This is a genomic window from Halovivax gelatinilyticus, assembly GCF_024300625.1.
GTDB lineage: Archaea > Halobacteriota > Halobacteria > Halobacteriales > Natrialbaceae > Halovivax > Halovivax gelatinilyticus.
The window spans coordinates 1,665,539-1,678,305 of record NZ_CP101322.1 but is presented as its reverse complement, the minus strand read 5'-3'; the positions used below and the strand labels follow the sequence as shown (position 1 = coordinate 1,678,305).

Below are 12,767 nucleotides of genomic sequence, written 5' to 3'. Positions count from 1 at the left end.
GACGCCCGGCTGACGTCCAGTGGAAAGAAGGGTTAGTAGACCCAGTTGTACGCATCGTCGAACTCCGACGAAGCCGTGCAGTCGAACCCACCTCAAACCAACCAGCTCAGTCGAACCGGCTCAATCGTCACGCTCACCAGCGGGGATGGCGACTTCGAGCCAGTTCTCTTCCGGCGGGAGGGGGCAGTCGAACGCCTCCGAATAGGCGCAGAACGGCGTGTAGGCGAGGTTGAAGTCGACGACGATCTTGTCGCCCGTTTCGAGCGTCCGGTCCGCCGAAAGCTCGATGTACCGCCCGCCGGCGTACGTCTGCTGGCCGGTCGTCTTGTCCCTGAACGGGACGAACAGCGTCTCTCCCTCGGCACCCTCCTGCCGGTAGCCCGCGAGGTCGGTGTCAACCGGGTCCGCGTCCGGCCCGGCGGACGGGAGCTCCACCGACAGCGTCGCGGTCCGGAGGTACCGCATCTCGCCGCCCGCCGTCGTCTCCAGCAGCGCGATGTCGGGATCGTCGTGAACGGTCACGTCGGCCGAAACGCGGTAGTCGGGATCCGGGTCGAAGTACGAGAGTCCCTCGAAGTCCTCTCGCTCGGCCGGGGGTATCGGTGACTGGGGGTGTTCAGCGAAGAAGTCGTCCTTCTCCGCGCGCTTTTCCTCGAGTTCGGCTCGCCAGCCGTCGACGTCATCCATACCGACGGGAGGGCGTCGCGTCGGGTGTGCCTTGCGGTCCCGAGCGAGTCGACCTCGTGTGGTTCGCTTTCGCGAGGCGGTTTCGACCGGAACGAGGTCGGCGAGATCGAAATCTGTTTCAACCGTCGCGGACAATCTGGTGTCGAGATGGTGACGATCGTCCCCGCCGACTGCGCCGCCGCTCGCTGCGAGCGGCTGCGCCGTGACGACGTCACGAATGCGACGAATGCACCTGCGTGAGTAGGTGCACCAATATTTTTTCACGAGTCTGCCGATCGATGCCGCGTCGCCAGTCCCGACGACGTCGGTGGAGTCGGCAGTCTCGAACGAGCCCGTTCAGGACGACTAACGAGCCGCGTGATCGCCGTGCGACGGTCGCGCGGGGGACTGACTCTCCGGGTGGGACCGGCCCGCCGACCGGAGCGACCGATCGCACGACAGCGGACGAGATGATGCAAGACAGAACGTACATCGACGACTGTACACCGACGGAATCGACCACGACTATCGCCGGCCACGTCCACGAGGTACGCGACCTCGGCGGAATCCGCTTCGCCCTGGTACGGGACCGGACCGGAATTTGCCAGGTCGTTCTCAAAGAAGACGAACAGCCGACCCTCTTCGACCGGGCGGAAGCGCTCGGCCGCGAAGACGTCCTCGAAGTCACGGGCGAACCGGTCGCGAGCGAGCAGGCGCCTGGCGGACTGGAACTCGTCCCGCACGACCTCCGGGTGCTCGATGCGGCGGCACGCGACCTCCCGCTAGAGGTCGCGAAGGACGTCGGAGCGGCGCGATCTACCCGTCTCGACCACCGGGCGATCGACGTCCGTCGCCCGGAGACGCGGGCGATCTTTTCGCTCCGATCGAAACTCGTCAGGGCACTGCGAGAGTGGTGTACCGAGGCCGACTTCGAGGAGGTCGAGACGCCGACGATCACCGCCGCCGGCGCCGAAGGCGGCGCGGAACTCTTCCCGGTGGTGTACTACGGCCGGGAGGCGACACTCTCCCAGAGCCCACAGCTGTACAAACAAGCGCTCGTCGCCGCCGGGTTCGACCGCCTCTTCGAGGTGGGAACGGCTTTCCGGGCGGAGGCGTTCTCGACCTCGCGACACGTCGCCGAGATTTCGATGTTCGACGTCGAACTCGGCTACGTCGAGGACCACCACGACGTGATGGACGTCCAGGAGGAATCGCTGCGCTACGCGCTCGAATCGGTACGGTCGCAGGGGAAGCGAGAGCTGGAACTCCTCGACGTCGATCTCACCGTTTCCGACGCGCCCTTCCCCCGGATCACCTTCGACGAAGCCAGACGCATCCTGGAAGACGAGTACGGCCACGTTCCCGAGGAGCCGGCCGACCTCGACACCCGCGGCGAACGCCTCCTCGGCGATCACTTCACCGACCGGGGCCATCCTGCGGTGTTCGTCGTCGGTTACCCGGACGAGAAGTTCTACTACCGTCAGGACGTCCCGGGTGACGATATCGCCTCCCGAAAGTTCGACCTGCTCTACCGCGGCCTCGAACTCTCCTCGGGCGGCCAGCGCGAACACGACGTCGACCGACTCGCAACGCGGATGCGCGAGCGCGGACTCTCGCTCGGGGACTTCGAATTCTACCTCGAGGGACTGCGCTACGGCACGCCGCCTCACGGCGGGTTCGGGCTCGGTATCGATCGACTCGTCCAACAGGTCGCCGACCTCGACCACGTGCAGGAAACGATCCTCTTTCCGCGCGACTCGGACCGGCTAACTCCCTGATCGCTGGACGATCCGCCAGACTACCCCGCATCTGGCACCCCCTCGAATTCCAGCCCCCCAAGCGGCTCACCCGACCGTCCATTTATATACGATCGCGAAGCAAGTCCGGTCCGTCAACCCTATGACCGACCGTCGATGAGTACGGTAAGAATGGCGAACTGGCGGGACGTCTTCGGACACGACGAGCCCTACGACGAGCAGGTCGACGGCATCGAGACCGCGATCGAAACCGCCCGTGACGGCGGTTACACCGTGATCGAGGGGGCCTGCGGGACGGGCAAGACCATGCTCGCCCTGTCGGCCGGCATCTCGCTCGTGCGCGATCCCGACACCTCGTTCGAACGAGTGCTCGTCCTCACCAGCGTCAAGCAACAGCTCCGCCAGTTCGAGACGGACCTGCAGACGATCAACGAGGCCCTGCCGACCGAACACGAGCCCGTCTCGGGGCTCACCCTGGTCGGAAAGGCCGACGTCTGCCCGTACAATCGCGAGCGGGCCGCCGGCTTCGACGACGCCACCGTCTACGACCGGTGTGAGACGCTCCGAGACCGGACGCGCGACCTGACCGGCGAGGGTGGATCGACGACGACCGGCGACCTCACGGCGCGCGCCCGGAGTCAGCAGGTGGGCCTTGCCGACAGCGGGCGACGCGACCGTGGCGTCCGCCTGCTCGAGACGGCGGGCGAGACGGCGCCGTTCGCCCCGGAGATTCCCGCGTACGACGACGGTCGGAGCGAGATCGAGTACTGTCCGTTCTACGCCCAGTACCTCGGCGACCTCCCCGCCGAAGGTGAGGGGTCGCCGGTCGAGGCCGTTCCGTTCGACCTGACGAGCGCGGGCATGGTAACGCCCGGCGAACTGGTCGCGCGCTCGATCCGCCACGGTACCTGCCCGCACTCCGTGATGGGCGCAGCCCTCGGCGAGGTCGAGGTCGTCATCGGGAACTACTACCACGCGTTCGACCCGACGACGCTCGCGGCCTTTACGGGTGCGCTCGCAAGCTCGGAGACGTTCGTCGTCTGCGACGAGGCGCACATGCTCGAACCGCGCGTGCGCGACCTCGTCAGCGAGGGCGTCGCCGATACGACGATCCGCGACGCCGTGGCGGAACTCTCGCGCGTGATCCGACCGGTCCGGTACGACCGGGAAGGCAGAGCCGTCGAGGGCGGCTCCAAGACGGCCGACGCCGACCTCGTCCGCGCCGAACTGGCCGGCTCCGACGTCTCGTTCGAGGAACTCGAGGCGACGCTCGAGTTTCTCTCCGAGTTACGAGCCGAACTCGACCGACGCGTCACGGCCCATCTCGACGCCGACCACCCCGGCTGGCGATCCGACCTGACGGACCTTCCCGACGCGGAGATTCCGCTTCGCGATCCGGGCGAACCCGCGGTCGACGAGCTCAGCGAGTGGGGCGAGCGCGCGGGCTACACCGACGTCCACTGGGTCAGAGCGGAGTCCGTCGGCGCCGTCGTCGCCCGAATCTTGAACGAGGCCGAAGACGAAGAGCGAACCCGAGCCGCGCCCGCCGTCGGCCGCGTCCTCGGCGAGTGGAACCGACGCGGCCACACCGACTACTTCCGCGAGATCGAACTCGAGCGCACCTGGGACGAGACCGAACCGGCCGACTCCTGGCGTCGAGCGTACACGGCTCGACTCGCGCTCCACAACTGCGTCCCAAGCGGCGCGATCGGCGAGCGCCTGGCGGCGTTCGGCGGCGGGATCCTGATGAGCGCGACGCTCGCACCGATGGACGCCTTCGCTGAGGTGACCGGCCTCAGATACCTCGACCGCGAGGCGGACCGCCCGGTCGTCGAACGCCGATACGGGCTGCACTTCCCCGAACAGAACCGCGAGAGCTTCGCCGTGGCGGCGCCGAAGTTCACCTACGGAAACCGCGGGTCACCCGGTGGTGGGGTGCCGGGTGATGCCGGAACGGCGGGCGACGGTACAATACCGGCAGAGAGCAACGGTGGCGCGGGCGGCGACGAGCCGAACGAAACTCGCCGCGCCTACGCCGACGCGCTCTCCCGTATCGGCGCACTCCCGGGGAACGTCCTCGTCGGGATGCCCAGTTACGCCGAGGCCCAGTGGGCGGCGGACGTGCTCGACGAACGGCTGACGGAAAAGCCCGTCCTGCTCGACGTCGCCAGCGACGACGGCGCCACGGAGTCGCTCAAAGACGAGTTCTTCGACGGCGACGGAAAGGTGCTCGTCACGAGCCTGCGCGGGACCCTGACCGAGGGCGTCGACTACAGCGGCGATCGATTGAACGCCGCCGTGGTCTGTGGCGTGCCAATCGTCAACACTCAGAGTCCTCGAACGCAGGCGGTCAGACGCGCCTACGACGACGAGTTCGGATCGGGGTTCGAGTACGCCCTCACCGTCCCCGCGGTCAGGAAGGCGCGCCAGGCGGTCGGTCGGGTGATCAGAAGCCCCGACGACGTCGGCGTGCGCGTCTTCCTGGACGAGCGCTACGCGAGAGACTCCTGGGACTCGGTTCGGGGCTACCTTCCGAACGCCGAGGAGTACCAGCCGGTGAGCCCGGACATGCTCCAGCTCGGCCTGGATCGATTCGCCGACCGTCTCGACCCGGCGTGAGGGCGGCCGTCGGCCGACGCGCCGAACTCACTGGAACCCGGTCGTGTCGTACTCGTCTCGCGGCGAATTGTCCGTTCGGGACTGACCGAGCGGAATCCCGCCGAGGAGGGCGGCGACGACGAGCAGCGACGCGGAGAGGACGACGAAGTCGCCGCTCGGGTCGTAGCCGGCCAGCCGGGCGCCCTGCGAGACGACGAACACGGTGATGAAAAACGCGACGACCCCGACCGCGATCAACACGGCGACCGTCACGACGATCTGTAAGAGACCGCTGAGTAGTTTCGTAAGCGCCATCGTTCGCAGATCTGCGGGACGGATCAAAAACCCACGGATGCGAATCCGGATCGCATTCCTCGGCGAATCCGACGGCGTCCGTTCGGTAGGCGGCCGACGTCGCTCATCGCCGTCGCAGTCCTGTCAAACCGACGGAAGAGTTATGCACCGAACCGCCCAGTACACGCCATGGAAGTTCGCGAGATCATGTCGTCACCGGTGCTCACCGCCGGCCCCGACGACTCGCTCCGGACGGCGGCCGGGCTGATGCTCGACCACCGCGTCGGGAGCGTCGTCGTGATGGACGAGGGTCTCGCGGGAATCGTGACGGAGTCGGACGTGCTCCGGGCCACCTACGTCGAGCGCGAGCGCCTCGACGAGCTGGTGGTCGCCGACGTGATGAGTACCGATCTGGCGACGATCACGTCGACGACGAGCGTGACGAGCGCCCTGCGAACGATGGAAGAAGAGAACGTCAAGCGGCTCCCGATTCGCGGCGGGAAGAAACCGCTCGGAATCGTCACGCTCACCGACATCGCCTGGCACCTGCCCGACCGACTCCGTGAACGGCCGGGCGTGTCGACGCGTTCGCGCGGTGGGCGGCGAGGCGATCGGTGACGCGCGTTCGGTGACTGAGCGTTCTGTCGACAATCGGTCAGGCGGACGACCTGTCAGTCCACCCCGAATCGATTGACGCCTCACCGGGCGATCGGCGAGTAGCGGTCCGTCAGCGCGAAGACGCACGCCGCCGCGACGACCACGTGCATCACCATCAGGACGGCGACGGCGCCGGCCGTCGCGTCGGGATCCTCGCTCAGTATGTAGAGATCCGGCGCGAACGAAGCGAGGAGGACCACTGCCGCGACGAGCGTGAACGTTCGATCCGGCCGGTCCGACCGGCGGGTGAGCGCGCCGAAGACGACCGTCGCGCCGATCACGCCGACGATCGTGAGGAAGAAGACCGGGATCGGCGAGAGCGCATCGAACCGGGAGACGACGTCCGTCGCGAGGACGATCCCGAGCAACGCGCCGTTGCCGAGGATCGAGAGAATCAGTGCCACTACCCCCCGAACCGCGAGCGTCGCCGTCGGAATCGACTCGCCGGCGGCGTCGAATCTCGAAGCCATGTCTGTCAACGGGGTTGGGCCAGTCCCGGTTTGAGTGTACCTATTTCGCTCGCGTCGATGTGACGATACGGGAGAGATCGCCCCGCCTATGCGGAGACTCCAGGACCCGATCATCTCCCGCAGATGCGGAGACAACGGGGCTCGATCACCCACAATCGAGTGGCGGTTGCCGGGTGAACCGATCCCGACGCCGGCCACGGTAAACCCAAATAAAAATATCCATTGGTGCAGGAATGCTCCGGGAACAGCGTTGCAGTTCTTGCGGTCGGATGGCTCGGTGGCGAATCGCCCAACGATTCGGACGTAAAGTCATCTTCGACGTATAAGACGAGAACACGTGTTTCGACAATGTCAAGTATGCGTACCAATTCGGATCAGTCGATGTGGTTCGATCCCGGGGTGGTGCAAGCCGTCGGCGAGGCGATTCCGACGTGGCTCGCCGTCGTCATCGTTCTGCTCTCGTATCTCGGCAGCGTCTACCTGATCGCGCCGGCGATGATCGCCGCCTACTGGCGAGCGCGCGAGCTGGTCGCGCCGTGGCTGGGCGCGATCGTCGGCTGTTACGCCCTGATGTCGATCACGAAGTCGATCCACTCGGTGAGTCGGCCGGCCGTCGATCCGCCCGTCGGGCCCGACGCGTTTCCGGCCGTTCTCGTTCCGGCCTACGAACACGCCGCGCTCATTTCGACGTCGAGCTTTCCGAGCGGCCACGCGCTGGCGGCGACGATCGTCGCCGGCGTGATCGTCTACGATCTGCCGGTGGGGACGCGCACCAGGCGAGCGGTCGTCGGCGCTGCCTTCGTCGGCTGGGTCGGCTTCACCCGGATCGCACTCGGCGTCCACTACCCCGGAGACGTGGTCGGGGGCGTCGCCTACGGCCTCGCGTTTCTGGCACTCTACGTCGGCGTCCGGAGATGGACCGAGACGCGAGCCGGAGACGCGAGTTTCGTCGCCGACCCGACCGACCGCGTCCGTCTCCGACTCGACGCCCCGACCGGTTCGTTCGCCCTCGGACTCGTCTTCGCGATCGGCGCGCTGGCGGTCTCCGGCAGTCGCAACGCCCACATCGTCTTCGGCGCCGCCGTCGGCGGGCTCGTCGCCTGGACGTTCGCGCCAACTATCGCCGCCCGGATTCGCGAGACCGCCGCCGAGCGCGTCATCCCCGTCGTCGCCGTCGGCGTCGTCCTCGTCACCTGGTTCGTCGCGGAACTCGGTATCGGTAACAACGTCTTCATCGTCGCCTGGTCGGCGCTGTTTCTGGCGATGGTCGTGCTGGTACCGTGGGTCAGCGGCGGCCTCCGAACGCGATCGGTGGCGAGGACGCCCCAACCCAGCGACTGAATCGGTGTCGAACGACCGGCGATTCCCGGTCGGACAGCGCACGTCGAGAGCAGCCTGCTCTATATCGATGAGTGCGGTGGTTACGCCTCCAATCCGAAAAACCATGTTGGGCTCGGAACATAGAGTCGCTCGTCGCCGACGAGCGGGCGGCCGCTGAACGGCGCCTCCTCGTCGGCGTAAGCCCACTCGATCTCACCCGCCACGAGGTCGATCACGAACAGCGCCCCAGAGTTGGTACAGTAACCGCGGTCGCCATCGACGACTGGTGCCGATACCGTTCGAAAGGACGCATATCTGGTTCCCTCGTGAACGTCGGTGGCGGGGAACGCTACCGTCCACGCCTCGTCACCGCTGTCTCTGTCGAGGGCGACGAGTTGATTCTCCCCGTCGAGGAATGTGACAATATCGTCGGTGACGGTGAGTGCCGTCTGGGTGGACGGTCCAACCTCGCGCTCGGCTTGCCACTCCACGTCACCAGTATCTCTATCGATGGCGACGACCGAGCCGCCGTCGAATCCGTAGCCGTGACTGGCGGCATACACCCGCGACGACGTGAGCGCGGGGCCGATTCGCGTGTGCGGATGCTCGAATTCGTACCGCCAGCGCGGTCCGCCCGAATCGTAGGCGACGACCGCTCGTGGCCCGACTAAACTATTGCTGTATTGGGCATCGCCGTCCACTACTACCGCGAAATCGTCGTCCGTGGCTAGCGGCGCCAGGACCGTATGCACGTCGTCGTAGCGGTCAACTATCTCTCTGTCGTCGAGATCAACCCGGGCGAGTCCAGGTTTTTCAAGATTGTCCGCTAAGGTAGGATGTCGGTATCCGACGTACAGAATATCGTCCGTGGAACCGATTCCACCGGTTTCGTACGCGAACCCACGAGAATCCTGGTCGAGTTCGAGAGACCACGCGACGTCACCGGTCCGTTCGGAGAGCGCGATCAATTGCTCACCACCGACGATCAGCGATCCATCGTGACGCACCGGTCTCGACGAGACGTACCCATCATCGACGTAGCGCCACCGCACCGACCCGTCGTCCGGATCCAGCGCGACAATCCGTTCATCAGTCGTGTACGCGATGGCGTCGTCCGCGCGCACCGGTTGAAACGCCCGGTTCGTACCCGAATGGTACGCGGCAGCCTCCTCGTGTGCCCAATCGACGGAAACTGGTGCGTCCGCCGCGAGTTCGTCGAAGGAGGGATTCGACCCGCGGACCCATCCCGCACAGCCCGCCGTCGCGGCGAGACACCCCGTTGTAGTCGCGAGGAAGGCCCGTCGCGATTTTCCAATGGAGTTCATATACCATCATGCAATGGCGATAATAAGTAATTTATCCTAGTGCCTTAATCAACAGTACACCCCGTGATGTAAAGTTTGGAGGTTGTTATAAGATATTGTTATTAATAAACTCCAAGAGTTGTCTGCTAATAACGGGCAAACCGGCACTGTTCGATATCAACCGGTCATATTCCACGGCGGATCCAACAGTTCGTCGAGGCTGTCGATCCGGTAGTCGGGTGTAACCGAACATCCGTCGTTCGCGTCGTCCGGATACCAGACCGTTCGCATCCCGCAGGCGGCGCCACCGGCGACGTCGTGCTCCGGCGAGTTACCGACGTAGATGGCCGCTTCCGGGCTGCTTCCCAGATCCGCCATCGCCGTCTCGAACGGCTCTGGATCGGGCTTGGCCGCGGTTTCGTAGCCCGCCAGGACGACCGTCTCGAAGCGGTCGCGAAGGCCGAGCGCGTCGATCTTCACCGACTGCGTGTCAGGTCCGCCGTTCGTGACCAGCCCCAGGCGGTACCGATCTGCGAGGGTGTCGAGAACAGCCTTGGCGTCCGGCAGGAACTCGGCCGCCGTGTAGTCGGTCACCGCCCGGTAAGCGTCCGCGACGCGGAGGCCGACCGCCTCGTCGTATCCCGCTTTGCGGGCGAGGCGGCGAAAGCACACCTCGCGCCGACGGACGTCGCTCCCGGTACCGCCGATCTCGCCGACCAGCCGGTGGTAGTCCGCCGCCTCGAAGAACGGCTCGACGCCGGCACGGTCGAACGCGGCTGCGAGCCGCTCGGACGACGGCGTCGGATGCGTACAGATCGTCTCGTCGAGATCGAAGAGTACCGTCGTGACGGCCGTCATATCGGGCAGTTGAGAGTCCGCGATCAAATCCGTTCCGCTCCGACCGATCGATGTCGGGCGGATCCGGTCCCGAATAGCGAAGACGACACGTGAGGCTGCGAGCGCAAATACGGCCGTTCATATTATCGCCCCGCCAACACCCGGGCATGCAGGTGCACGCAGCGGTGGTCGACGCGCTCGTCGCGAACGGCGTCGACACCGTCTTCGGTATTCCCGGAAAGCAGACGCTCCCGCTGAACGAGGCCATCGACGGACGCGAGGACGTCCGGTTCGTGATGGCTCGCCACGAGACGGCCGTCACCCACCAGGCGTGGGGCTACGCCGAGACCAGCGGGAAGACGGCGGCCACCGTGGTCGTCCCCGGGCCCGGGGACATGAACGCGATGAACGGGCTGAAGAACGCGTACAACGACTGTACGCCGCTCGTCCACGTCGCCGTCGAGACCGAACCCGAGATCCGCGGCGGCGAGGGGATCCACGAGACGCCGCCGGAAACGTACGACACGGTCGTCAAGGAGAACGTCCTCGTAACCCAGCCCGAATCGACGGTCGCGACGCTCGAATCGGCGATCGCGGTCGCAGAGACGCCGCCGAAGGGCCCGGTTCGCGTCGGGATTCCGAAGAACTTCCTGAAGATGGACGTCGCGCTCGCCGACCCGCCCGCCTTCCAACGCGAGGGGCCGAAAGGCGCCGCCGCGCGCGACGTCGACGCGGCCGCCGACCTGCTCGCGTCGGCCGACGCCCCGGTCGTGCTCGCGGGTGGCGGGGTTCGGGCCGCCGATGCGAGCGTCGACCTGGAAGCCGTCGCGACCCGCCTCGACGCGCCGGTGGTGACGACGTACAAGGGGAAGGGAACGATCCCGGCCGACCACCCCCTCTCGGCGGGGACGCTCTCGGGTAGCGCGCCGCCGGCGCTCCTCGAGCTGCTGGCGAACGCGGACGGGATGCTCGCCGTCGGCACGGACTTCGACGCGGTCGCGACGCGAGCGTGGTCGGTCGACGTGCCCGACGAGCTGGTCCACGTGACGCTCGATCCTGACGACCTGGCCACCGGCTACGAGCCGTCGGTCAGCCTGCTCGCCGACGCGGCCGACGCCCTCCCGGCGATCGGCGGCGCGCTCGCCGAACGCGGGATCGCAGGGCCGAACGGCGCCGACGAGACGGCGGGTGCGCGCCGGGCGGAGGCAGTGCGTGCGGACTTTCACGAACGGACGGAATCGCTTCGGGACGACGACCGACCGCTGACCGCCGTCCGCGCGCTCGGACTCGTCCGCGAGGCGCTCTCCCGGGAGACGACCGTCGCCGTCGACGCCGGCGGCTTTCGCGTCTGGGCGCTCAACGCGTTCGACGCCTACGGTCCGCAGTCCTACGTCAACCCGGGTTCGTGGGCGACGATGGGAACCGGCCTCCCCTCGGGAATCGGTGCGCAGGTGGCGAACCCGGACGACGATGTCGTCGTGCTCACCGGCGACGGCGGGCTCATGATGTGTATTCACGAACTCCACACGGCCGTCGCCGAAGGACTACCGATCACCGTCGTCGTCTTTCGAAACGAAGACTACGCGATCATCAGTGAGGAAGCCGAGCGATCGTACGCGCTCCGCCCGAGCGCCTACGGCTGGTCGGATGCCCCGATCGACTTCGTCGCCCTCGCAGAGAGCCTGGGCATGAGCGGCGTGCGCGCGGCCGACTCCGACGCGCTCTCCGACGCGGTAACGGATGCCGTCGCCCGCGACGAGCCGGTCCTGGTCGAGGTTCCGACCGACCCGAACGAACCCCAGGCGAGCGAGTGGCTGGCCGAGTGAAAGTCGGGCCCGAGGCCGCCGCCCTCACGACCGGCCGGTGCCGGAAACGAGTCCGAAGACGTCGACGAGCGCGTGGCGTTTGACGAGCGCGAATCCGACGGCAACCAGCCCGAACCCGACGAACGCGGCGACGCCGATCGACTCGCCGAGGACGAACACGCCGGCGATCGTCGCCACGATCGGAACGAGATACGAGACGAGCGCCGCCTCGAACGCGCCGTGTTCTTCGAGGATGGTGAAGTAGATGAGAAAGGCGATCGCGGTGGAGAAGACGCCGAGATACACGATCGAGCCGAGAGCCAGAGGGGCGGTGACGCTACCGTCGGGTAGCTCGCCCGAACCCAGGCTGACGGCGTGCAGGACCAGCGCGCCGACGACCATCGACCAGCCGGTGAGCGCGACGCGGTCGATCGTCGGCCGGGCTCGCTGGACGAGGACGCCGCCGAGCGCGATGGAGATCACCTGTCCGACGATGAGCAGGCGGGCGAGCGTGTCGCCGGCCGCGAGATTGCCCGGGTCGGGCGAGACGACGAACCCGACGCCGAGAAAGCCGATCGCGACGCCGACCGCGCCGACGGCCGACAGACGCTCGTCTAAGAGCGCGATCGCCAGCAGCGCCGTCACGATCGGCGTCATCGACTGCAAGATCGCGGCGACTCCGCTCGGAACGGTCTGCTGGCCTATGAACAGCAGTCCGTTACCAGCGACGAGAAAGAGTCCGCCGGCGGCGATCGCCGCCAGGTCGTGACGCTCGTCGGGCCACCAGCCGTCGATCCGCAGCGCCGCGAACGCGAGCAGCAGGATGGCAGCGAGGTCGTACCGGAACGCGGCGAACAGAAGCGGCGGCAGGTACTCCAGGCCGACCGCGATGGCGGGAAACGACAGCCCCCAGAGCAGCGAGAGGACGAGAAACAGCGAGACGTCGGTCGCGCGGGACACGGACGGTGTTGGGGCGAACCGGCCAAGACGCTGGCGATTCCAGCAGTCCGCGCGACCGCGTAGCTCAGCCATCGTGAGCGATCGGCGCCGACCAAAAGA

At 66.8% G+C, this 12,767-nt stretch carries 11 protein-coding genes; 5 read left to right on the top strand and 6 right to left on the bottom strand.

What is annotated here, in order from left to right; genetic code table 11:
- Positions 1–120: 120 nt before the first annotated feature.
- Positions 121–687 carry a DUF1684 domain-containing protein gene (locus NKH31_RS08145; protein WP_254864633.1) on the bottom strand — a complete coding sequence of 189 codons (567 nt, stop codon included), beginning with the start codon at positions 685–687 and terminating at the stop codon, positions 121–123.
- Between the two features lie 452 nt (positions 688–1,139).
- Between NKH31_RS08145 and aspS the strand changes: the two genes are divergently transcribed.
- Positions 1,140–2,444 (top strand): aspartate--tRNA(Asn) ligase, encoded by a 1,305-nt coding sequence (gene aspS / locus NKH31_RS08140; RefSeq protein ID WP_254864632.1) that lies wholly within the window; start codon positions 1,140–1,142, stop codon positions 2,442–2,444.
- Positions 2,445–2,594: 150 nt separating this feature from the next.
- On the top strand, positions 2,595–5,042 hold the full coding sequence (locus NKH31_RS08135; RefSeq protein WP_254864790.1) for an ATP-dependent DNA helicase: 2,448 nt from the start codon (positions 2,595–2,597) through the stop codon (positions 5,040–5,042).
- Positions 5,043–5,069: 27 nt separating this feature from the next.
- Here the strand turns inward: NKH31_RS08135 and NKH31_RS08130 are convergent, their stop codons facing one another.
- A complete protein-coding gene (locus NKH31_RS08130) occupies positions 5,070–5,336 on the bottom strand; it encodes a hypothetical protein (protein ID WP_254864631.1) in 267 nt (88 codons plus the stop codon).
- Between the two features lie 168 nt (positions 5,337–5,504).
- On the opposite strand from NKH31_RS08130, the gene NKH31_RS08125 reads away from it, so the two are divergent.
- Positions 5,505–5,933: a CBS domain-containing protein gene (locus NKH31_RS08125; protein ID WP_254864630.1), complete on the top strand. Its 429-nt coding sequence runs from the start codon at positions 5,505–5,507 to the stop codon at positions 5,931–5,933.
- Between the two features lie 80 nt (positions 5,934–6,013).
- On the opposite strand, the gene NKH31_RS08120 is transcribed toward NKH31_RS08125, so the two are convergent.
- The gene (locus tag NKH31_RS08120) at positions 6,014–6,442 is read right to left on the bottom strand and encodes a DUF6069 family protein (protein ID WP_254864629.1); all 429 of its coding nucleotides are present in this window, start codon (positions 6,440–6,442) and stop codon (positions 6,014–6,016) included.
- 357 nt (positions 6,443–6,799) lie between these two features.
- On the opposite strand from NKH31_RS08120, the gene NKH31_RS08115 reads away from it, so the two are divergent.
- On the top strand, positions 6,800–7,783 hold the full coding sequence (locus NKH31_RS08115) for a phosphatase PAP2 family protein (protein WP_254864628.1): 984 nt from the start codon (positions 6,800–6,802) through the stop codon (positions 7,781–7,783).
- An 80-nt stretch (positions 7,784–7,863) separates the two neighbouring features.
- Here the strand turns inward: NKH31_RS08115 and NKH31_RS08110 are convergent, their stop codons facing one another.
- Both NKH31_RS08110 and NKH31_RS08105 read right to left on the bottom strand, forming a co-directional pair.
- Positions 7,864–9,087, bottom strand: coding sequence for an outer membrane protein assembly factor BamB family protein (locus tag NKH31_RS08110; RefSeq protein ID WP_254864627.1), 1,224 nt, complete (start codon positions 9,085–9,087; stop codon positions 7,864–7,866).
- Between the two features lie 156 nt (positions 9,088–9,243).
- A complete protein-coding gene (locus NKH31_RS08105; protein WP_254864626.1) occupies positions 9,244–9,924 on the bottom strand; it encodes an HAD family hydrolase in 681 nt (226 codons plus the stop codon).
- Positions 9,925–10,070: 146 nt separating this feature from the next.
- Here NKH31_RS08105 and NKH31_RS08100 point away from each other — a divergent pair, with 146 nt between their 5' ends.
- Complete coding sequence (locus tag NKH31_RS08100) at positions 10,071–11,729, top strand: thiamine pyrophosphate-binding protein (RefSeq protein ID WP_254864625.1); 1,659 nt, start codon at positions 10,071–10,073, stop codon at positions 11,727–11,729.
- A 24-nt stretch (positions 11,730–11,753) separates the two neighbouring features.
- Here NKH31_RS08100 and NKH31_RS08095 read toward each other — a convergent pair whose 3' ends face one another.
- A complete protein-coding gene (locus NKH31_RS08095) occupies positions 11,754–12,668 on the bottom strand; it encodes a DMT family transporter (protein ID WP_254864624.1) in 915 nt (304 codons plus the stop codon).
- Positions 12,669–12,767 lie beyond the last annotated feature (99 nt).